Below are 20,911 nucleotides of genomic sequence, written 5' to 3' on the forward strand. Positions count from 1 at the left end.
GTAGAGCAAATACAATGTCACAATCCATTATTTAGTAAAGCGACAGCCAGTGTTGGGCACATATGTGTGAACGCGTAAGCTGTATTATATTTGTATTGTTCAACTCTGGTTGTTTTTACTCACGCACGTCTGCTCTTTGATGCGGATGTCGCGTGGAATTAATTTAAGCAAGGGCAACTGCAGGAAACAATATGAACATTTCAAATTCTCGGCGTATAGTGATTAAGATAGGTAGTGCACTGATCGCACCAGATCAAGACGGCTGTCGTGCGCGTTACTTATTGACCATTGCTCAGTTTATTGTGCGTTGTCGCGCAATGGGCAAAGAGGTGGTACTGGTCTCTTCTGGTTCGGTTGCAGCTGGCTCTCATTTATTTCCTGAAGATGCTAAAAATTCATCGGTTGTTTTGAAAAAAGCGATGGCAGCGGCAGGTCAAACAGAGATGATGGCAACTTGGGACCGCTTCTTTGACTTTCCATCTGCACAGATTTTACTAACGCATGGTGACTTACGTGATTTAGAGCGCTATAACAGTATTCGTGAAACAGTGTTCACCTTACTTGAGCATGGCATTCTACCTATTATTAACGAAAACGATGCAGTAACAACGGATGAGTTGAAAGTAGGTGACAATGATAATTTGTCGGCCATGGTTGCGGCTGCAGCAGATGCTGATGTGCTGTTAATGTGCTCAGACGTCGATGGCTTATATGACAAAAACCCTAATCTTCACGAAGATGCTAAATTGATACCTCAGGTACCAGAAATATCTGAAGATATTTACGCAATGGCAGGGTGTGCAACAAGCCAAGTGGGTACCGGCGGCATGAAAACAAAAATAGAAGCCGCTGAAAAAGCCACCTCTCATGGTATTAGCACCTACATTGTGAATGGCTTTAAAGAGACGACATTTGAGAGGCTACTCGCTGGTGATAACCCTGGCACCGTGTTCTTACCGTATGATGAACCGATGCATTCTCAGCAGCACTGGATGACCCATACAGCCTCAGAGCAAGGTGAGATAATCGTAGAGCATGGCTATGCTGAAGAGCTTAAAGATCATGCCGAGCCTTTAGCCGCTGAAAACATATCCCATGTACATGGTGAATTTTCAGTTGGTGACACTGTATTGGTGCGTACCGCAAAAGGCGAACGCTTGGCAAAAGCAACCACAAATTATAGTAGTTGTTTACTAAACTTTTTAGCTGAGCAAGAACAAACATCTGATAACGGGCATTTACAAGAGAGCATAGGACCCGTTATTTCAGAACAAGATATTGCAATTTTGGAGAAATCGTAACTCATGAGTTTAATTACAGAATTATCACAGCAAGCTGCGAGCGCAGCAAAGCAGCTAGCACTATTAACAACGCAGCAAAAGAACGCGGTGCTAACTGATATGGCTGCAGCGTTAGTCGCACATAGCGACGATATATTGGCTGCAAATGAGCACGACTTATCATTAGCAAGAGACAACCAGTTATCGGCGGCAATGATCGACCGTTTAACACTCACACCCGAGCGTATTGCCGATATGGCAGATGGTATTAAAACCATTGTTGAGCTAGATGATCCAGTGGGTTTAACTCGAGACATGGGTGTTAGGCCAAATGGCATAAAAATAAGTAAGATGCGTGTGCCTTTAGGCGTAGTGTGCATGATTTATGAGGCGCGCCCAAATGTAACTGCGGATGCGGGTGCATTATGTTTTAAATCAGGTAACGGCGTTATTTTACGAGGTGGTAAAGAAGCATTGCAAAGCTCACAGGCAATAGCCAAAGTAATGCACCAAGTGCTTGAGCAGCATAGTTTATCTACAGCGCTTATCACGGTGGTGCCAGATCCAGACCGTGCCCTGCTGATGGAGTTGATGCAGCAAAAAGACTATATTGATCTAATTATTCCACGTGGTGGTGAAGGCCTGATTAATTTTGTAACTGAAAACAGCACTATTCCAGTTATTCAGCACTTTAAAGGGGTATGTCACCTTTATGTTGATGAAGCGGCAGACTTAGATGTTGCGCTTAAACTCGCATTAAATGGTAAAACACAACGTACGGGTGTGTGTAACGCGTTGGAAGGGATTGTTGTTCACAGATCAGTGGCACCGACCTTTTTGCCTCGCTTGCAAAAAGCATTTGCACACAAGCAAGTGGTGATCAATGCCGATAGTCAAGCAGCTCAGTATTTTGAAGGGGCTAATGTGATTGATGAGTCACAATTTGGCGAAGAGTATCTACGCTTAGAAGTTGCGATTCGTATTGTTGATGACTTTGCTGGTGCCCTTGCACACATTGACCGCTTTGGTAGCCATCACACTGAGGTGATCTGTACACAAGACATGCAAACGGCTGAGTTATTCCAGCGTAGTGTTGATGCATCGGTTGTAATGGTCAATGCGTCATCTCGCTTTTCAGATGGCTCTCAATTGGGATTAGGTGCTGAGATTGGTATTGCAACAACTAAATTGCATGCTTACGGACCAATGGGTCTTGAGTCACTCACAACAGAAAAGTTTTTGGTAAATGGCGAAGGTCAGATCAGAGAATAAAAAGTAAAACGAAGATGCTGAAGATGCTAAGGCGGGCTGACAAGTCCGCTTTTTTTTTTGCGTAAAAAAAGTAAATGTTTAGAGATTAAAAGCAGAGAAAGTTTATACCAGTGAGGGCGGAAAGTGGTGGAGCTAAGCAGGATCGAACTGCTGACCTCCTGCGTGCAAGGCAGGCGCTCTCCCAGCTGAGCTATAGCCCCACATTCCGATTTGGACGCTGCGAAATTTATAGCTTTTTAATTATCCCGTCAAGCCCCTAACTGTAAAAAATTCACATTTTTACAATTGGCTTTGATAGACTAATCAAAACGAATTCAAAAATAGAATGATGGATGTTCAAACAGAAAATTAGAGCTTTTTATGTAAGTGTATGTTTTGCAATGTTGGCGGGGTGTTCTTCAGCGCCAGATACCCCCAAGTTGGAAATTGAAAAACAAGTACTCCATACCAAAGTGTCAGAGTCAGGCCAGCAATTGTTTGTTTATATTGTTACAGTGGAGCCAACGCCTATTATGGTACTCGATGCGAGTAAACGATTATCCCGTTCAGATCTCAAAGCGTATGCTAAACATCAACGAGTAGAAGATTCTCCCGAGTTAAAGTTACAGCTTGAAGAGCGAGCTGTAGAGTTACTAAAAGTGGAATTAGCCAATAAAAACTATTGCCAAGAGGGGCACACAATAAACCAAGTATATTGGCGTCAGCGCAGCGTGCAGTTACGAGGTATGTGTGAGTAACCCACAGGTTTTACAATTAGAAAATGTACTGACCAAGTTGAATATTGAGGCGTTACAGTACGAACACCCACCACTGCATACCTGTGATGAGGCAGATAAGTTACAGCTTGAGCGAGCCGGCACACGTATTAAAAACTTATTTCTACGAGACAATTATGGCCGTCGCCATGTTCTATTGTTGCTCAGAGCACAGCTAAAAGTAGATTTAAAAGCGCTTTCTCAACAGCAAGGCCTTTCTCGATTGGGGTTTGCGTCAAACGACCGACTAGCTAAATACCTGAATATTAAACCAGGTTGTGTATCTGCTTTAGCGTTACTTAATGACACAGAGCATCAAGTAGAACTGTGGGTTGACCGCGGCCTGTGGTGCGCCCAGCAGTGGCAGTGTCATCCATTAGATAACAGCAAAACATGGGTGTTGAGCAAACCACAATTGCAAACCTTTTGGCAGTATACCGGTCATACCCCTGAAGTGATTGAGATCCCTTGTTTATAGGTGGTATAGCTCAGTGCTAGGCCAACAGCACACATAAATAGTAATGCCATTAAAAAAGCATGATAGCCAAAACTTTGCAGTATTAAACCCGGTATAAAAGAGCCCAGTGCACCGCCACTGTAATAAAAAGACACATAGGCACCATTTGTGACCGTAGGCGGAGCATCGCTGAGTTTATTTGCCAAGGGTGAGGCAGTTGAGTGGATCATAAACATGCACGCACAAAACAGGGTAAAGGCAATAAGAAATACACTTAATATTGGCAGTTGCATGGCGATAAGTGTTAAGCAATAGAGCGTGAATAGCGCACTTAAAAATAACCATGAATTATTAAAGTAGCGACTAATATGTGGCGTTGCCATAGATAAAACCGCACCAATCAAGTAGCCAGTATAAACCCACCCAATCGTTTTGCTATCGGTGATATTAAACACATCTTGCAAAATAAACGGCAGATAATTCATCAGTGCAGCAAAGCAAAAAAACATACAAAATACACAGCCAAACAAACGCGCGATAAGCGGGTGGCGTAAAGGTTTTAAATAGGCACTAGGTGAAGCAGGTTCGCGCTTAGGTGGCTCACAGCGCTTGGGTTTTATAAGTAGCGCCAAAATAACCAACGACACTGCCAGTACATAATAAAAGCTTTGCCATGAGAACCAACTAGCAAAATTAGCTGCCAATACTCGCCCTAAGTAGCCACCCAAAATAGAACTACCAATGTAACGGGTCATATTTTGTTGTAATTGTGTGCCATTGTACTGCTGCCCTATAAAGCCTGTCATGGCGGTGAGCGCGGCAGGAAGTGTTAGGCCTTGAATAAAGCGCAAAGTAAGCAATAACTCAAAACTGGGGGCCAATGCAAAGAGTAAACTGGTCACACTCAAAACCAGCATGGCGACTTTGAGAATAGTCAGTGGGTTTTTACGGGCAAAGATTAAACCGTAAAAAATAGGCGCGACTGCCAGCGGCAGCATGGTCAACGACATTAACGCGCCACTAGTTGCTGTTGAGACATTAAAGTTGTGGGCAAATATGGTTAATAGCGGCTGCGGTGCGTAGAGCACAAAAAATATAAACATAGATGAAATCAATAACTGCAATAACGGCATGACGCTACTTAGATATTATAATTTGTGCGGTTGCTGCATATTATGCAGGGCTTTGCATAGATTGAACAGTTTTAGATCAAATAGTTAGTGATTTTTTGCGTTAAATCATATTGCGCTGTGAAAGTCTTTGTTATGGTGATGCTAGGTACAAAAAAATCTCTTGAAGCGTGCTTTGCATATGGTCAAAAAAAACCACTGCGTTAGAATATGACTATTAATATTTTATGGAGCAGCATAATGGGTTCGTTACAAGAGCAGCTACTAAAAGCAGGGCTGACGACTGAACACAAAGCCAAATTGGCTAAGTCGGAAAAGCGAAAAGCGCAAAAAAAGAAAAAGAAAAAAGGCGCAACCAGTGATCCTAGCGATCTACAAAAGCATATTGAACAAACTAAACTTGAGCAGCAAAAAAAGGCTGAAGAACTCAACAAGGCCAAGCAAGCTGAGTTAAAAGAACGCGAGCAAGTTGCGCGTGTTAAACAAATTTTAGAGCATCACAATCAAGATGAGATCCGTGGTGATGTGACCTTTAACTTTACTTATGAAAACAAAGTTAAAGAGCTTGATGTAAACGAGAAAACCAAACAAGCGTTGTCAAAAGGCCGATTGGCTATTTGTGTGCTTGAAGGGCAGTTCTATGTGTTGCAAGATGAACCAGCACGTAAAATTGCTGAAGTTGACGAAAAATATATCGTGTTCCACGTTGAAGACGACAACAGCGGCTCTGATGAGGACGACCCATACGCGGGTTATGAAGTACCAGACGACCTAGTTTGGTAAGTTAATTTTACTCATCACAGAGCTGGCTAATTAGTGACGTATGTGTAGCGCGCTCAAATGGTCTACACTGTAAGAGATTTGTCCGTTAATTAACAAAAAGAGTAATGTTATGAGTAAGATAAAAAATATAATCTGTGGGGTTGGGCTCTCAATGGTTGCGCTAGCTGCAAACGTAGCCAATGCAGCTGATGGTAAGGCATTATACACGGCTAAAATGTGTCAAACTTGTCATGGCGCTGAAGGTAAAGCACCTATTATGGCTGCGTACCCTAAGCTAAATGGTCAAAATAAAGAATACCTAGCAGCGCAAATGAAAGACATTAAGTCGGGTGCGCGCAGCAACGGTATGTCAATGGCAATGAAAGCCATGGTAGCCAATGTATCTGATGCCGAAATTGACGCCATTGCAGAGTATTTATCACAGGTTAAATAACCTAGTAGTGAATTAAAAAAAACCACCGCATGTCGGTGGTTTTTATTTGGTTGAACAAATGCCCATACTCATTTAGACTTCTATACATCTAATTGGGCTTATCTAAGGACCCTCTATGTTTGAATTACCTAAACTTAACTTAAAAGGCAAAGTGTCTGAGCAGGAGTGGCAGCTACGCGTAGATTTAGCAGCCTGCTATCGCTTAGTTGAGCATATGCGCTGGGGCGATTTAATTTACACGCATATGTCGGCGCGTTTACCTGGCACCGATCAGTATTTGGTCAATGCATTTGGTTTAAGTTTTGATGAGGTGACTGCGTCAAATCTAGTGAAAGTAGATTTAGCCGGTAATATTCTTGATGATACGCCATTTAAAATAAACCCTGCGGGCTTTACGATTCATAGCGCCATTCATGAAGTAAGAGACGACGCGCACTGTGTTATTCATTTACACACCAAAGAAACGGTAGCCGTAGCGAGTCTTGAGTGTGGGTTATTACCTTTGAGCCAGCATTCGATGTTTTCATTGCCTTCTTTGTCTTATCACGGCTACGAAGGATTGGCGGTAAATGACGATGAACGTAAACGCTTGCAAGACGATTTAGGCTCAACGAATCACATGTTGCTGGTCAACCATGGTGGTTTAACGGTTGGACCTACCGTGGGCGATGCATTTATGCGTTTTTACGACTTGCAGCGCGCTTGTGAGATTCAACTGGCAATTCAGTCATCGGGCCAGCAAGCCGTGCCCGTACCGCAGCCCATAATAGATAATATTTACAACCAAGCTAACGTTGTTCATAGCGGCAGCACGGGCGGGCAAGTTGCTTGGCCTGCCATGCTAAGAAAGGCATACCGCTTAGACCCAAGTTTTGCACAATAGGAATTCGTAATGAAAGTTAATCGCGTCGAAGTATTTGATATTCACTGTCCTGATAGACCCGCTTGGACTCCGGTATTTGTTCGCATTCATACCGATGAAGGCATTAGTGGTGTGGGTGAAGCAGGCCTTGCTTATGATTTAGGCCATAGCGCAGCGGCGGCCATGATAAAAGAAATGGCTGAAGCCTTTTTAATTGGTCACGACCCATTTCAAACTGAGCTGTTATGGTCGCGCATGTTGCGCGAAAGCTTTTGGGGTTTAGGTGGGGGCCCTGTGGTGTATGCGGCCATGAGCGCCATTGATACCGCCCTGTGGGATATTAAAGGCAAAGCACTTAACTTACCTGTTTATCAACTACTTGGCGGTAAGGTTAACCCTGAATTAAGAACCTATGCGTCGCAATTACAGTTTGACTGGGATAGCGAGTTTAAGGCGCTTGTAGAGCCTCAAGAGTATGCAGAAGCGGCACTTAAAGCCATTGCCGAAGGCTACGACGCGGTTAAAGTTGACCCAATCCAATACGACAAGTTTGGCAACACCTATTACGATCGCACTAAAATAATCTCTCGCGCAGAGATGAAGCTATACCGTGCACGTATGCAAGCCATTCGTGAAGCGGTAGGCGATGAAGTAGACATTATTTTTGAGTGCCACAGTTTACCGGGGGCAACCTCAGCCATTCAAATTGGCGAGATAGCCGAAGAGTTTGATTGCATGTATTACGAAGAGCCTGTGAACTACCTAAACCACTCTTTACATGCCAAAGTGGCCGACAAAGTAGCCGTGCCTATTGCTGGTGGTGAGCGCTTGTATAACCGTTGGGGTGTGCGCCCATACTTAGAAGATCAAAGTATTGACGTGTTGCAACCTGATATTGGTTTGTGTGGTGGTTTTACTGAAACCAAAAAAGTGTGCGACTACGCCGATATTTTTGATGTGCGCATTCAAGCTCACGTGTGCGGTGGCCCCGTTGCCACAGCAGCCTCGCTACACCTAGAAACAGCCATTCCTAACTTTTTGATCCATGAACACCACACCTACGCCATCAAAAAGTGGAACCGTGAATTATGTATTCAAGACCCACAACCTAAAAATGGCGTATTTAAGGTATCGGAAGAGCCAGGCATTGGCATTGAATTAAACGATGAAGTTGTAATGCGCTCACAACGCGTTGAGATCAAATAACGCATAAATTTATGTTAGAGGGTTAAGCCGATTTAGCCCTCTTTTTAATTTTTTTGAGCCTTAGGGGGAAACCTCGGGGAGAAGTCTTTATAGAGAAGTACTTATAGAGAAGTACTTATAGAGAAGTACTTATAGAGAAGTACTTATAGAGAAGTACTTATAGAGAAGTACTTATAGAGAAGCCCGTGGCGGTTGCTAAAATGGCTTTTTTCACCTTGCGCAAAAGGAATGTAAGCACTTCGTGCTTTGTCATTAAATGAATTAGTCTCGACTTGATCTGACATTTCGATTTGAAAAATTGAGAGTTACCCGTTTTGATAAAGGTGTCGAATCTTTTAATCAAAACAACCTAAAAGGTGGTAACTCTCATGTTGCATACTAACAACCCAATTATAAAACACAAAACTGGATTACTTAATCTTGCAGAAGAACTAGGTAACGTTTCAAAAGCCTGTAAAGTCATGGGCGTTTCAAGAGATACATTTTATCGATACCAAGAGCTAGTAGAGGACGGTGGCTTGGATGCGTTAATTGATAAAAGTCGTAGATCGCCAAACATTAAAAACCGTGTAGATGAAGTTACTGAGAACGCAGTGGTTCAATACGCTATCGATTACCCAGCTCATGGCCAGCACAGAACTAGCAATGAGTTGCGTAAACAAGGCGTCTTTGTTTCAGGCAGTGGCGTTCGCTCAATCTGGTTACGCCACGATTTAGAGAACTTCAAGAAACGCTTAAAAGCTCTAGAAGGTAAAGTTGCTGACGAAGGTATTATCCTCACCGATAGCCAAATCGCTGCGCTTGAGAAAAAGAAAAGCGATGACGAAGCTTGCGGTGAAATTGAAACAGCACATCCGGGTTACCTAGGCTCACAAGATACCTTCTATGTTGGCAATCTCAAGGGTGTTGGGCGTATCTACCAACAGACGTTTGTCGATACCTACAGCAAAGTAGCCTTCGCAAAGCTGTATACGACCAAAACACCAATTACTGCGGCTGACATACTCAATGACAAGGTTCTGCCTTACTTCGAGCAACACGAGTTGCCAATGTTACGCATTTTGACTGACCGAGGCACCGAATATTGCGGTAAGGTAGAGCACCATGATTATCAGCTCTATCTGGCAATTAATGATATCGACCATACGAAAACTAAGGCAATGTCGCCTCAAACCAATGGTATCTGCGAGCGATTCCACAAGACGATACTTAACGAGTTCTATCAGGTTACGTTCCGTAAAAAGCTTTACGGTTCGCTAGAGGAACTTCAAAAAGATCTGGACGAATGGATGGCTTATTACAATAATGAGCGAACTCATCAGGGAAAAATGTGTTGTGGCAGAACGCCATTTGAAACATTGCTTGATGGAAAATCGATTTGGGCTGAGAAGAATTTAGCTCAAATCTAAACTGACAGTCACCGATTGAAAAACGGGTAACTGTCAGATCAAGTCTGAGCTAGTACACATTAAACTTTTGCACTTAATTCACCTTGCGCAAAAGAAACGCACTCACTGCGTTCGCTCTCGTTAGCCTTTTGCACCTAATTCACCTTGCGCAAAAAGAGCGTAATCGCTTCGCTCTTGTCGCTAACCTTTTGCACCGTACTTGCGCAAAAGGAATGCAAGCACTTCGTGCTTTATCATTAAACTTTTGCACTTAATTTACCTTGCGCAAAAAACACATGCTCAATGTGTTCGTTATCGATATCGTTAACGTTATACACGATTGATTGATTGATTGATTGATGGTGTTTAGATACATTTTTGAGATTGTTGTAACAATACAAATAGAGTTAATTAATGAACGTGAATGATCTTGTATTATATTTATTTGATATCTTGAAAGGGTATGTAACTCTATTAGCTGCATGGTTTTTGTTGCTACACTTCCCTGCTCACAAATGGAAGCTATTTTTTGCAACAAGAAAACATCTATCAACCCTACAGCTTCATGGTATTCATTCTTATTTTATTACTATTTGTTCTTTTTTAATATTTCTTTATATCGGTGGTTCGATAGAAAAAGTGTTTTTTAATTTGCCGCTTAGCTTAGAAGGTAAGAGGAAGATTTTTTATCTGGCATTAATAATTAGTAAATTTTCATTTCTACTAATGCTATTTTTTTTACACTTTATTCGAGGGTGTTTTTTTTCAAAAGTATCGCGTATTTGTATTTATTCGAATGTATTTTTTATGCTTTTACTGTTTATGCAGCTCGTCGCTAGAGGTTACTTCGATTATCATGGCCTAAATATTTTTTACACTTTTGGTGGTTGGATATGTTATTTAATCATAATCACCGTGCTGTCTATCTACCCAATCAGGCAAACATTGGGGTATTTCAAACAGCGCCGCGTGGCTTAACCGATGTTAAATGGCGCTTTAGGCTTATCTAACCTACAAGTTTTACTACTAACAACATGGATGTGTAACAATGACTCTTAACGACTTCCTAAATCACTTAGCGTGGATTTTTAAAGGCTATGAAGCGCTGATTGTATTGTGGTTTTTAATCACGCAATTTCCTAAGTATCGTTGGTCGTTATTTTATGCCCGTCACCATACATTGAACTCCTTACCGCTTCATGAAATGCATTCGTGTTTTATGACGGCGCTGTGTTATTTATTCTTTTTTCTTTACTCTAGTGAAATAGATAACTTCATTATCAGGCAATTAAGCGCTGTTGATGGGCAAATTAAACTGTTTTACTTAACGGCAATGATAAATCAATTCTTATTCTTGGTAACACTATTTAGTCTACATAGGTTTAAAGGGTGCTTTTTTTCTAAGACAGCAAGGGTAAACATATATACCACACTTGCTGTAATGGCATTGTTATTTATGCAGCTTGTTGCCAGAGGCTACTTTGATTATCACGAGCTAGGGATGGTATATGTCTTTGGCGGCTGGGCATGCAATATAATCTCAGTCTCTGCTTTGTCTATTTACCCAATTAGGCAAACGCTGGGGTATTTTCAAAAGCGCAGTGTGGCTTAGCCGATGTTAGATGGCGCTTTAGGCTTATCTAACCGACTAGTTTTACTACTAACAACATGGATGTGTATCAATGACTCTTAACGACTTCCTAAATCACTTAGCGTGGATTTTTAAAGGCTATGAAGCGCTGATTGTATTGTGGTTTTTAATCACGCAATTTCCTAAGTATCGTTGGTCGTTATTTTATGCCCGTCACCACACGTTGAACTCCTTACCGCTTCATGAATTGCATTCGTGTTTTATGACGGCGTTGTGTTATTTATTATTTCATCTTTACTCCAGTGAAATAGATAACTTCATTATCAGGCAATTGAGCACTGTTGATGGGCAAATTAAACTGTTTTACTTAACGGCAATGATCAATCAATTCTTATTCTTGCTAACACTATTTAGTCTACATAGGTTTAAAGGGTGCTTTTTTTCTAAGACAGCAAGGGTAAACTTATATACCACTCTTGCTTTAATGGCATTGTTATTTATGCAGCTTGTTGCTAGAGGTTACTTTGATTATCACGAGCTAGGGATGGTATATGTCTTTGGCGGCTGGGCATGCAATATAATCTCAGTCTCTGCTTTGTCTATTTACCCAATTAGGCAAACGCTGGGGTATTTTCAAAAGCGCAGTGTGGCTTAGCCGATGTTAGATGGCGCTTTAGGCTTATCTAACCGACTAGTTTTACTACTAACAACATGGATGTGTATCAATGACTCTTAACGATTTTCTTTACCACTTAGGGGGGATTTTTAATGGTTACGAACTAGTCATAGTTTTGTGGTTCATTATCACGCAATTTCCTAAGTATCGTTGGTCGTTATTTTATGCCCGTCACCGCACGCTGAACTTCTTACCGCTTCATGAAATGCATTCGTGTTTTATGAGTGCTGTGATTGTTTTGTTTTTCCATGCTGCGGGTAGTGAAATAGAACAGTATTTGCTCTCATTTGAGTTCGAACAGGTTATGCGTATCCGAGTGTTCTATATGGGAATGATTGCGCAAAAGTTTGCTTTTATCGCTGCGCTGTATACGGTACATCGGCTACGCGGCTGTTTGTTCTCAAAAACCGCCCGTATGTGTCTATATATGAGTTTTACTTATGCTGCTTTTCTATTTGTGGAGTTGGTTGTTAGAGGGTACTTTGATTACCATAACTTCACACCTGTTTATCGAGTTGCTGCATGGGTATGTAACACCGCCGCAATCGCTGCTTTGTCTATTTATCCAATCAGGCAAACGCTGAGGTATTTTCAAAAGCGCCGCGTGGCTTAGCCGATGTTTGATGGCGCTTTAGGCTTATCTAACCGACTAGTTTTACTACTAACAACATGGATGTGTATCAATGACTCTTAACGACTTTCTTTACCACTTAGGGTGGATTTTTATCGGATATGAATCAGTGATTGTGCTGTGGTTTTTTATCACACAACTTCCGAAATATCGCCTGTCATTATTTTTTACACGGCGTGGTGTTCTGAACTCATTAGAACTGCATGAAATGCACTCTTGTTTTATGAGTGCGGTGGTTTTTTTATTGTTTCATGCGGTAGGTAGCGAAGTTGAGCACTACTTACTGTCATTTAAATTAGAGGTTGTTACACATATTCGCGTATTTTATATGGGGATGGTTGCACAACAGTTTGCCACTTTAGTTGTCTTATATACATTACATCGGCTACGTGGGTGTTTATTTTCAAAAACAGCACGTATTATCATGTACACGACCTTTTTATATGCAGCATTTTTGTTCATGCAATTAATCGCCAGAGGTTATTTTGACTACCACGAATTGGGAATAGTTTATCGTGTTGGTGGCTGGACGTGTAACACTGTCGGAATTGCCGCTCTGTCTATCTATCCAATCAGGCAAACATTGGGGTATTTCAAACAGCGCCGCGTGGCTTAGATGGCGCTTTAGGTTTATCTAATCGACTAGTTTTACTACTAACAACATGGATGTGTATCAATGACTCTTAACGACTATCTTTACCACTTAGGGTGGATTTTTATCGGATATGAATCAGTGATTGTGCTGTGGTTTTTAATCACGCAATTTCCTAAGCATCGTTGGTCGTTATTTTATGCCCGTCACCGCACGCTGAACTTCTTACCGCTTCATGAAATGCACTCTTGTTTTATGAGTGCGGTGGTTTTTTTATTGTTTCATGCGGTAGGTAGCGAAGTTGAGCACTACTTACTGTCATTTAAATTAGAGGTTGTTACACATATTCGCGTATTTTATATGGGGATGATTGCACAACAGTTTGCCACTTTAGTTGTCTTATATACATTACATCGGCTACGTGGGTGTTTATTTTCAAAAACAGCACGTATTATCATGTACACGACCTTTTTATATGCAGCATTTTTGTTCATGCAATTAATCGCCAGAGGTTATTTTGACTACCACGAATTGGGAATAGTTTATCGTGTTGGTGGCTGGACGTGTAACACTGTCGGAATTGCCGCTCTGTCTATCTATCCAATCAGGCAAACATTGGGGTATTTTCAGAAGCGCAGTTAGAGTCTCTTAGCGGTTGTTAAAACGGCTTATCGCCCTTACCGATTTGTAAAATGTTTAGCCCGTTCTAAGTACATAGCTTATTTACCTTAATGTGTTATATGCTGGGTTAAACGCAAAAATAAAGGAATAAGGCGATGAAATTAACCGGTAACACCATTTTAATTACAGGGGGCAGCCGCGGTATTGGGCTTGAAATAGCCAAAGCTTTTTTAGCTCTTGGTAATAATACCGTGATTATAACGGGTCGTGATGAGCTGCAATTACAGCAAGTTCAAAGTCAGTTGGCAGGCATTGTTTGTATTAAAAGTGATGTCAGTCATATTGACGATATTCGTAATCTATACTGTGAGGTGGCAAAGCAATATCCCACGCTGAACATGCTGATTAATAATGCAGGGGTGATGAAAAAGATTAATCTGCAGGCTCATTCTGGCGATGCGCATGCTTTAACGCAAGAGATTGATATCAACGTAAAAGGGCCTATTTGGATGGTAGATACGTTTTTGCCATTACTTAAACAAAACCCTAATGCAGCTATTGTTAATGTGTCATCGGCTTTGGCGTTTGTGCCTATGCCCGTTGCACCTGTGTACAGTGCCACCAAATCAGCCCTGCATTTTTATACTCTGTCTTTACGAGCGCAGTTAAAAAACACGGGTATAAAGGTGTTTGAGTTAGCCCCTCCTGGCACGAAAACCGAGTTACTTGACGAGTTTAGTGACGCAGATTTACAAGGCAGTAAGCCGATGACGGTGCAAGCTTTGGTTAGCGATTTTATGAAGGGCCTTTCTAAAAATAAAGAAGAGATCACGCCTGATCAGGCTGGTTTACTGAAGTTTATGAGCCGTTTTTTTCCTAACATGATTTTAAAAGAGATGAGTAAAAGCGTTAAAGATATGCAGTAATAAAAGGTCGGGTAAGCTTACCCGACCTTGTTTTAAATTACAGCGCTTGGGCTTTTTTGGTTTGATGGGCTTTGGCTAAAGAGAGCTCTCTCATGGTAACAAATGCTTTTATATCAGAAGAAATAATTAATAGCGTTGGCATCAGTATTAAACAGATCACCGTAGCAAATAATAATCCATAAGCCAGTGATACCGCCGCGGGGATCAGGTACTGAGCTTGCTCTGAGGTTTCGTTAAGTAGCGGCAATAGCCCCGCGAAGGTGGTAATCGTCGTCAAGAAAATAGCCCTAAAACGGTCTAAACAGGCTTGTCTTACCGCATCTACTTTACTGTCTAGTTCATGACAAAGCTGATTATATCGATTGACGATTAATAAGCTGTCGTTCACCACCACGCCAGATAGCGTGAGCATACCTAACCATGAATAGAGGCTAACACTTAGGCCTAGCCAAACATGCCCTAATACCGCACCAACTAAGCCAAAGGGTACTGAAAACACAATCAGTAACGGCTGGCCATAGCGTTTTAGCGGGATAGCCAAGAGTACGTAAATCAGCGCGATAGCCACGGTAAAGGCAACGCCCAAGCCTTTGGTCGACTCAACATTTTGCTCCAGCTCTCCGGCCCGCTTTAAACCCGCACCTGGGTATTGCGGCCGTACATGGCTGGCAAATACCGCCTCTAACTCCGTGTAAAGTTGCTCAGGTGAAACAACACTCTTATCAACATCTACCTTTAATGAGCGGGTAAGTTCACCATTAAAGCGGGTTAAGGTGTTATTCACTGTGGTGGTTTCAACATTGGCTACCGCTGACAGTGGAATTGGCTGCCCTTGCTCGTTATATATGTATAACGAGTTGAGATCCGAGCGCGAGTCACGCAACTGTTGGTGCAAGGTTAAGTACATTTTTACCCGATGTTCATCACGATAAAAGCGGTCAAGCTCCAATCCGCCGTATGCTGTCGCCAGTTGCTCAGAGAGCATACGATGAGTAATACCAAACAATTGTGCTTCAGGTTTTAGCGTAAAGGTGAGCTGCGGCATAGACGATAAGTTTTCTTCAAGCACATTGTTCACGCCTTCTTGGCGTGCTAACCACTGTTTGGTGTAGTCACTGATCTCATTCAGTCTATCAATATTAGGATGACTTAAGCGTATGTGAGTGCCAGCACCTGTGCCTTCTAATGAGACAGTTACCTCAACACTTTGCAGTGCTTCAACGTTCAGTAGTTCTTTGCGCCATTGGTTTGCCACTTGTTTTAGGTTGATATTGGCGCGTTCACTGCGCTGTATCGGCTCAGCAAATACCAGTATGTTGCCTTGCTCAAACGTTACCGTCATTGCTTTTTCAATAATATCACCGCTTAACTGGTACTGCTGCTTGTATTGCTCATTAATACGCGTTCTAACGGCTTTGACTTGTTGTTCGGCTTGTTGCAGCAAGGTGACTGGCACATTTTGTTCTAAATTTAGCTCAAGAATGATCAAATCACTGGGCACATCAGGAAACATCACACTGCGTATGGTTCCGTTTTGTAAACTGCCTAAAATGCCTAATACCAGTGTAAAAAAGCCAATTAAGCACACGTAACGGTATCGTAAACATGCATCTAGTACCGGGCGGTAGATTTTGTGCGCTAATAACTCGAGTAATTTACGAGGGTAAACCGTCAGCTTTCTGGTCAAAGACTTTGGATTGTTATCAAACTTAAGAGAGCGTAAGTGCGCTGGTAAAATAAACTTAGACTCTAGCAGCGAGAACAATAAGGCAATGATCACAACCCATGCAAAGCCTGCAAATAAACGGCCTGTTTCTGATGGAAAGCGTGTCATAGGTAATAGCGCTGCAACGGTTGTTAACACGCCAAAAATTGTTGGGATCGCAACGCGCTCAGTCCCTTTAATGGTTGATTCGAGCGATGCACCGTGTTTTTCTTTGTAGCTATAAATGCTCTCACCCACTACAACGGCATCATCCACTAAAATACCCAGCACCAAAATAAAGCCAAAGGTGGTTACTTCGTTTATGGTGTATTGAAAGCCAAGCTCGCCTAGAACAATAAAGGTCCCTGCAATAGCCACTGGTAAGCCCATTGCAACCCAAAAAGCCAAACGCATGTTTAAAAACAACGTCAAAATAATAAACACCAGAATAAAGCCTTGAATTGCGTTGTTTTGTAGCAAGTCTAAGCGTTCTTGAACGTAGTTGGCAGCGTTAAACCAAATGGTGATGTCTAGGTTACTAGGTAGGGTGGCTTTTAGTTCATCTACGGCAAGTTGAGTTTGCTCTGAGATCTCTAACACATCGCTGGTGGCCGACATTTTAACCGCAAAACCCATGGTAGGTTGGTTGTTAAACGTTACATTTGAGTCATGCTCGGTGATGTCGTCTTTAATATCAGCAACATCAGATAAATAAATAATGTGGCCCTGCTCAGTTACGCTGACCACTAAGTCTGAAAGCATTTTTTCAGTTTCAGCAACATGATCAGAGTAGAGCAAATATTTACCATTGGGCGTTTTTAAAATACCACTTTTAGCACGTACCGATTGTTTGGTGATGGCCGCAGAAATATGGTCAAAGCTGAGCCCGTATTGGCGCATTTTATATGGGTCTATTTGAATATAAACCGCGTATGAGTGAGCACCATATTCTTCTATTTTTTGAATGGCAGGGTAGCTGAGTAGCTTTTGTTTTACCGCCTCACCAATTTTGATCATACTATCGGGGTCGGTGTGGCCATGTAATTGTACCAGCAAAGCATCAAATACTAGTGTTTCTTGGAATATTTGTGGTCGCTCAGCAAGCACTGGCCAGTCATAAATACTGTCAATGCTCGACTTTACATCGGCCATTAAGCGATTCATATCATAATCAAGCTGCTTGATGATAGTTACAGTTAAACTGTTTTGTCCTGCAACACTGTTAATCGACTTGATCCCGCTGATCCCTTCAAGCGCGCGGTCAATTTTTTGGCCGATTTCTCGGTCAACTTGATCGGCCGTTTTACCTTCATAATATGTTGAAATGATCAGCTGGTTTGACGGTAACTTAGGAATAATTTCTTTGCGCATGTTGTTGGCGCTGAGCAAGCCGCCCAGCAGCAAAAACATCATTAATAAGTTAGAGGCAATCGGATGGCGAATAAACCACTGGATCATAACGCCTCCTTGTTAGATGCAGAGGTTTTTACTGCAAGCTCCATACCTTGGCTTAAGTAGCTTCTTGGAAACTCAACCACTCGGTTAAATTGGCTATCGTGCATAGGAAAATACACCATGGAGTCGTTGATGGTAAATTCGTTGAGTTTGTGACGATAAATTTTGTTTTGCTCATCAACGAGCCAAATTTCGTATTTTTCGGTTAATGCTGATTCAGGTACAGAGTAAGTTGTTTGCCAGTTCTTATGCGGCAATTGCACATACACGTTTTCACCAAACATCGGCAAACTACTATGTTCGCTGTCGATACTTACATATAGGGTGCGTTGTTGGTTTTCACTAAAGTGACTGACCCCCGTTACTTTGCCGTGCCAGCTTTTAAGCTTGTTTAAGCTAAATACCTCAACTTGTTTGTTTAGTAACGGCTGCGCTATGTCATCAAACTCTTCAATATTAATCGGCACACGAATTTCACGCGTGGCTTTGGGCAATGCCGACGCGACACTTGTGCCAGCCGCAACGTACTCACCTAAATTGGTTTTTATTTGCACCAGCTCACCATCAAAAGGTAGTGCGATAACGGTGCGTTTTAAATCAACTTGCGCTTGCTCCACTTGTAGCTCGGCAAGTTTTAGCTGGCTCTGCGCCGACTTAACCACCAAGCTGTTAGCATCATATTGTGTTTGTGCATTTTTTAAATTTGTTTTTGCTTCAAGTAGCTGTGATTGTGCATTGGCGAGTGCAACTTGATAAGGCAGTGGGTCAACATGAAGTAAAGGACTGCTTTCATTGAGTAGTTGGCCCTTTCGAAAAGAATCAGTGACTAAAACGATACGCCCAGATACGTCACTCATCACCTCTGTCATTTTCAACGGCTCTACATAGCCTAAACGCATTAAGCTGGGTAGTTGCATTATCGGTTGAATATCAACCACTGAGGCGACGTGCAAACTCGGTGCTACATTGCTACTTGGTGGTATGACGTTAGCTTGCTCTGCCTTTTCTAGCTCATCTAACACCACTAGTAAAAAAAACAACGCGACTACGGTGGCAATCGCTTGTCTTACTCGTAAACTTGAAAAAAAACGCTTCATAGCAAGCTCCAATCATATCCTACTGTAAATTAATAAATACTTGCGCTAACTGGCTGTTAAACTTGAATTTGCTTTGTACAAAGGTGGGCGACTGATTTTGTGCTAAATCAACACCGCTTACTGCCAGTTTCTCTTTAGGGGCACCCAAAAAGTTTTCGTCTAGCTCTTTGTTTATATTTTCGTCGTGGTAAGCAAAAATGGCATATTCGCCGTGCTGCAGTTTGTCGAACTTACACAGCGCCTTTAACTTATCTATGGTTTGTCTACATACCGCAATAGGAGTTTCTTTTGAGTCAAACTGGGCGGCATTGTTCATTAATGTGACTTGTATTTCGCCATCATCATTTTTTGCTGAATTAACAACAACCTCAAGAACACCTTCGTGTTCAGGTGTTGCGGAAGCTGATGCCAATACCGGGACTAACATGGCACAAAGCAGGGTTGCTCGAATTAACATGGTTCTCTCCTTGTTTATGGTAAATTCAACACTAAGAAATGCTTTATAGAAGTGCATAATACGGGGTAAAAAAATACGGGTCAGTAAGCCTTTGTAAACGTATTTGCTATTAAACGCGCTGGCTAGCTATTGCTGCTATGTTGCTGTAAATCATAGAGGTTACGTTACAGTCGGTATTTTTTATTGCTAAGTAGTGGGTCGAAACTGATAATTTAATGCTTAAAACAGGCTGTGCGGTATTGTTTATATTTAAACAAAGGAGAAGGGGCAACGGGTGCTCTTTCTCCTTCTTGATTGCATAATAGCGATAATTAGAAACTATACACAAAGCCAATAGATGCGCCGTAGCCCATGTCTTTGTCATCATCCACTAAGGGGCTGTTTTTAATTTCGTCATCAAGGGAATATGCGCTAATTTCACTAAATAAGGTCACGCTCTGCGTAAGCTTATAGTCAAGCGATAATGCTGCACCAAAGGTCGAGGCTGCATCTGGCGTATATGCCGCGCGCGTTGCAGTGACTTCCTTCGCTTTTACGCCGTAGTAATAATTCACTAAATCTTCACTTTGCCAGCGCCAGAACACACTTGGTGTGATCGTGACTGATTTGCCCTCAATAGGGTAGGCCCAAATGGCAGATACTTCGTCACCTTCGGATTTACCCGCCACATCGGTTAGCCACTCAACAGATAAAAAACCGATTTCAGCATCGTAAAAGTTAACACTAGCACCTAAATCAAAACCGATACTTCTATTATCCATGCCTTTAAATGTTGCATTATCATCAGCCTCATAGCCTTGCAGCCTTAGCGCACCAATGGCGCTTACCCACATATTGCCGCTAAATTGAAAATAATACTCTGCGCGACTAGGGGAGAGGCTGAAGTTTTCGCCTTCGTACATTAAAACAGGTAGTAAATATACTTCGGTATCAATGTCTTTATATTCAGTTGAGCCATTGAATAACCCTAAACCGATACCAAAATTACCTTGCGCTTGCGCAGTTCCTGCCGTGCCTAATAAAAGCGCCGATGTTAATGTGAGCGTATACAAATGCTTTTTCATTTCGTTTTTCCTTTTCAAATACTAGCTGTGTTCACAGAGATAGTTGCTGAACTAAACCCTTGCTTTTTTGCTTGCGCGAGCTGTTCGTTCACAGCACTGATTTCCTTCAAAAATGAAAAATGAGCGTGCTGTTGTATTGCAATACGTGAGTGTCCTCATAGCGGCAAATAGCGTTATTAAATTGTTTACATTTTGCTGGCTAGATGTCTGTCGTATTTACGGGACCTAAGATACTCAGTGCCAAAATACAATTCAGTAAGCGATTGTAAGGACCTGTAGTTTCTTTAAACAGCTGAGTATATGATATGTATACCCAATAAAGGTAAACCCCTTATTTATCATGGTTTTGAGAGGGTTTTATGATTTTTGTCATATTTTTAAAGTGTTAATTTTGGTATGAGATTTATCATTTTTTACGCAATAAAACTCGATCAAGTATTTGATTTTTATAGCGTTGAGTTGCCTTATTAAAGATTTTAACAATTTTAAACATTTGGGAAGCAAGATGTTGGTGCGTTCTGCTTGTGGGT

General features: G+C 41.8%; 20 protein-coding genes and 1 tRNA gene. 15 read left to right on the forward strand and 6 right to left on the reverse strand.

Features of this window, described 5'->3' with window-relative positions:
* Positions 1-191 precede the first annotated feature (191 nt).
* Positions 192-1,301: a glutamate 5-kinase gene (gene proB, locus GDK41_RS03180; protein WP_152085054.1), complete on the forward strand. Its 1,110-nt coding sequence runs from the start codon at positions 192-194 to the stop codon at positions 1,299-1,301.
* A 3-nt stretch (positions 1,302-1,304) separates the two neighbouring features.
* Positions 1,305-2,552 carry a glutamate-5-semialdehyde dehydrogenase gene (locus tag GDK41_RS03185; protein WP_152085055.1) on the forward strand — a complete coding sequence of 416 codons (1,248 nt, stop codon included), beginning with the start codon at positions 1,305-1,307 and terminating at the stop codon, positions 2,550-2,552.
* Between the two features lie 124 nt (positions 2,553-2,676).
* Here GDK41_RS03185 and GDK41_RS03190 read toward each other — a convergent pair.
* Positions 2,677-2,752 (reverse strand) — tRNA-Ala (locus tag GDK41_RS03190).
* 132 nt (positions 2,753-2,884) lie between these two features.
* Between GDK41_RS03190 and GDK41_RS03195 the strand changes: the two genes are divergently transcribed.
* Positions 2,885-3,289, forward strand: coding sequence for a hypothetical protein (locus GDK41_RS03195; protein WP_232056520.1), 405 nt, complete (start codon positions 2,885-2,887; stop codon positions 3,287-3,289).
* Positions 3,282-3,785, forward strand: a complete 504-nt coding sequence (locus GDK41_RS03200) for a prolyl-tRNA synthetase associated domain-containing protein (RefSeq protein WP_152085056.1) — start codon at positions 3,282-3,284, stop codon at positions 3,783-3,785. The genes GDK41_RS03195 and GDK41_RS03200 overlap by 8 nt, the downstream gene beginning before the upstream one ends.
* Here GDK41_RS03200 and GDK41_RS03205 read toward each other — a convergent pair.
* Positions 3,749-4,897: an MFS transporter gene (locus GDK41_RS03205; RefSeq protein ID WP_152085057.1), complete on the reverse strand. Its 1,149-nt coding sequence runs from the start codon at positions 4,895-4,897 to the stop codon at positions 3,749-3,751. The two genes, GDK41_RS03200 and GDK41_RS03205, sit on opposite strands and share 37 nt — an antisense overlap.
* 237 nt (positions 4,898-5,134) lie before the next feature.
* Between GDK41_RS03205 and GDK41_RS03210 the strand changes: the two genes are divergently transcribed.
* The 11 genes from GDK41_RS03210 to GDK41_RS03260 all read left to right on the forward strand — a co-directional run bounded on the left by GDK41_RS03210 (position 5,135) and on the right by GDK41_RS03260 (position 14,603).
* Entirely contained in the window at positions 5,135-5,677 is a 543-nt protein-coding gene (locus GDK41_RS03210; protein ID WP_152085058.1) for a DUF2058 domain-containing protein, read from the forward strand.
* 109 nt (positions 5,678-5,786) lie between these two features.
* Positions 5,787-6,110, forward strand: coding sequence for a c-type cytochrome (locus GDK41_RS03215; RefSeq protein WP_152085059.1), 324 nt, complete (start codon positions 5,787-5,789; stop codon positions 6,108-6,110).
* 115 nt (positions 6,111-6,225) lie between these two features.
* On the forward strand, positions 6,226-6,993 hold the full coding sequence (locus GDK41_RS03220) for a class II aldolase/adducin family protein (protein ID WP_152085060.1): 768 nt from the start codon (positions 6,226-6,228) through the stop codon (positions 6,991-6,993).
* Positions 6,994-7,002: 9 nt separating this feature from the next.
* Positions 7,003-8,178, forward strand: a complete 1,176-nt coding sequence (locus GDK41_RS03225) for a mandelate racemase/muconate lactonizing enzyme family protein (protein WP_152085061.1) — start codon at positions 7,003-7,005, stop codon at positions 8,176-8,178.
* Positions 8,179-8,546: 368 nt separating this feature from the next.
* Positions 8,547-9,587: an IS481 family transposase gene (locus GDK41_RS03230; protein WP_152085062.1), complete on the forward strand. Its 1,041-nt coding sequence runs from the start codon at positions 8,547-8,549 to the stop codon at positions 9,585-9,587.
* A 1,027-nt stretch (positions 9,588-10,614) separates the two neighbouring features.
* Positions 10,615-11,178 carry a hypothetical protein gene (locus GDK41_RS03235; protein WP_152085063.1) on the forward strand — a complete coding sequence of 188 codons (564 nt, stop codon included), beginning with the start codon at positions 10,615-10,617 and terminating at the stop codon, positions 11,176-11,178.
* A gap of 70 nt (positions 11,179-11,248) precedes the next feature.
* On the forward strand, positions 11,249-11,812 hold the full coding sequence (locus GDK41_RS03240; RefSeq protein WP_152085064.1) for a hypothetical protein: 564 nt from the start codon (positions 11,249-11,251) through the stop codon (positions 11,810-11,812).
* Positions 11,813-11,882: 70 nt separating this feature from the next.
* Positions 11,883-12,446, forward strand: coding sequence for a hypothetical protein (locus tag GDK41_RS03245; RefSeq protein WP_152085065.1), 564 nt, complete (start codon positions 11,883-11,885; stop codon positions 12,444-12,446).
* Positions 12,447-12,516: 70 nt separating this feature from the next.
* On the forward strand, positions 12,517-13,080 hold the full coding sequence (locus GDK41_RS03250; RefSeq protein ID WP_152085066.1) for a hypothetical protein: 564 nt from the start codon (positions 12,517-12,519) through the stop codon (positions 13,078-13,080).
* A gap of 60 nt (positions 13,081-13,140) precedes the next feature.
* Complete coding sequence (locus GDK41_RS03255; protein WP_152085067.1) at positions 13,141-13,698, forward strand: hypothetical protein; 558 nt, start codon at positions 13,141-13,143, stop codon at positions 13,696-13,698.
* 134 nt (positions 13,699-13,832) lie between these two features.
* The gene (locus GDK41_RS03260; protein WP_152085068.1) at positions 13,833-14,603 is read left to right on the forward strand and encodes an SDR family oxidoreductase; all 771 of its coding nucleotides are present in this window, start codon (positions 13,833-13,835) and stop codon (positions 14,601-14,603) included.
* A 37-nt stretch (positions 14,604-14,640) separates the two neighbouring features.
* On the opposite strand, the gene GDK41_RS03265 is transcribed toward GDK41_RS03260, so the two are convergent.
* The 4 genes from GDK41_RS03265 to GDK41_RS03280 form a co-directional block, all read right to left on the reverse strand.
* Entirely contained in the window at positions 14,641-17,766 is a 3,126-nt protein-coding gene (locus GDK41_RS03265; protein ID WP_152085069.1) for an efflux RND transporter permease subunit, read from the reverse strand.
* Positions 17,763-18,860, reverse strand: a complete 1,098-nt coding sequence (locus GDK41_RS03270; RefSeq protein WP_152085070.1) for an efflux RND transporter periplasmic adaptor subunit — start codon at positions 18,858-18,860, stop codon at positions 17,763-17,765. The genes GDK41_RS03265 and GDK41_RS03270 overlap by 4 nt, the downstream gene beginning before the upstream one ends.
* A gap of 19 nt (positions 18,861-18,879) precedes the next feature.
* Positions 18,880-19,317, reverse strand: a complete 438-nt coding sequence (locus GDK41_RS03275) for a DUF2141 domain-containing protein (RefSeq protein WP_172971541.1) — start codon at positions 19,315-19,317, stop codon at positions 18,880-18,882.
* A 311-nt stretch (positions 19,318-19,628) separates the two neighbouring features.
* The gene (locus tag GDK41_RS03280) at positions 19,629-20,381 is read right to left on the reverse strand and encodes a MipA/OmpV family protein (RefSeq protein WP_152085072.1); all 753 of its coding nucleotides are present in this window, start codon (positions 20,379-20,381) and stop codon (positions 19,629-19,631) included.
* Between the last annotated feature and the right edge of the window lie 530 nt (positions 20,382-20,911).

The organism is Pseudoalteromonas sp. A25, assembly GCF_009176705.1.
Taxonomy (GTDB): Bacteria; Pseudomonadota; Gammaproteobacteria; order Enterobacterales; family Alteromonadaceae; genus Pseudoalteromonas.

Excerpts from the sequence above, each read along its gene's own strand:
- GDK41_RS03220 (WP_152085060.1), top strand. The coding sequence starts at position 6,226 with ATGTTTGAATTACCTAAACTTAACTTAAAAGGCAAAGTGTCTGAGCAG.
- proB (WP_152085054.1), top strand. The coding sequence starts at position 192 with ATGAACATTTCAAATTCTCGGCGTATAGTGATTAAGATAGGTAGTGCA.
- GDK41_RS03275 (WP_172971541.1), bottom strand. The coding sequence starts at position 19,317 with ATGTTAATTCGAGCAACCCTGCTTTGTGCCATGTTAGTCCCGGTATTG.
- GDK41_RS03255 (WP_152085067.1), top strand. The coding sequence starts at position 13,141 with ATGACTCTTAACGACTATCTTTACCACTTAGGGTGGATTTTTATCGGA.
- GDK41_RS03230 (WP_152085062.1), top strand. The coding sequence starts at position 8,547 with ATGTTGCATACTAACAACCCAATTATAAAACACAAAACTGGATTACTT.
- GDK41_RS03265 (WP_152085069.1), bottom strand. The coding sequence starts at position 17,766 with ATGATCCAGTGGTTTATTCGCCATCCGATTGCCTCTAACTTATTAATG.
- GDK41_RS03240 (WP_152085064.1), top strand. The coding sequence starts at position 11,249 with ATGACTCTTAACGACTTCCTAAATCACTTAGCGTGGATTTTTAAAGGC.
- GDK41_RS03280 (WP_152085072.1), bottom strand. The coding sequence starts at position 20,381 with ATGAAAAAGCATTTGTATACGCTCACATTAACATCGGCGCTTTTATTA.
- GDK41_RS03235 (WP_152085063.1), top strand. The coding sequence starts at position 10,615 with ATGACTCTTAACGACTTCCTAAATCACTTAGCGTGGATTTTTAAAGGC.
- GDK41_RS03245 (WP_152085065.1), top strand. The coding sequence starts at position 11,883 with ATGACTCTTAACGATTTTCTTTACCACTTAGGGGGGATTTTTAATGGT.
- GDK41_RS03225 (WP_152085061.1), top strand. The coding sequence starts at position 7,003 with ATGAAAGTTAATCGCGTCGAAGTATTTGATATTCACTGTCCTGATAGA.
- GDK41_RS03250 (WP_152085066.1), top strand. The coding sequence starts at position 12,517 with ATGACTCTTAACGACTTTCTTTACCACTTAGGGTGGATTTTTATCGGA.
- GDK41_RS03210 (WP_152085058.1), top strand. The coding sequence starts at position 5,135 with ATGGGTTCGTTACAAGAGCAGCTACTAAAAGCAGGGCTGACGACTGAA.
- GDK41_RS03270 (WP_152085070.1), bottom strand. The coding sequence starts at position 18,860 with ATGAAGCGTTTTTTTTCAAGTTTACGAGTAAGACAAGCGATTGCCACC.
- GDK41_RS03195 (WP_232056520.1), top strand. The coding sequence starts at position 2,885 with ATGTTCAAACAGAAAATTAGAGCTTTTTATGTAAGTGTATGTTTTGCA.
- GDK41_RS03215 (WP_152085059.1), top strand. The coding sequence starts at position 5,787 with ATGAGTAAGATAAAAAATATAATCTGTGGGGTTGGGCTCTCAATGGTT.
- GDK41_RS03185 (WP_152085055.1), top strand. The coding sequence starts at position 1,305 with ATGAGTTTAATTACAGAATTATCACAGCAAGCTGCGAGCGCAGCAAAG.
- GDK41_RS03205 (WP_152085057.1), bottom strand. The coding sequence starts at position 4,897 with ATGCCGTTATTGCAGTTATTGATTTCATCTATGTTTATATTTTTTGTG.
- GDK41_RS03260 (WP_152085068.1), top strand. The coding sequence starts at position 13,833 with ATGAAATTAACCGGTAACACCATTTTAATTACAGGGGGCAGCCGCGGT.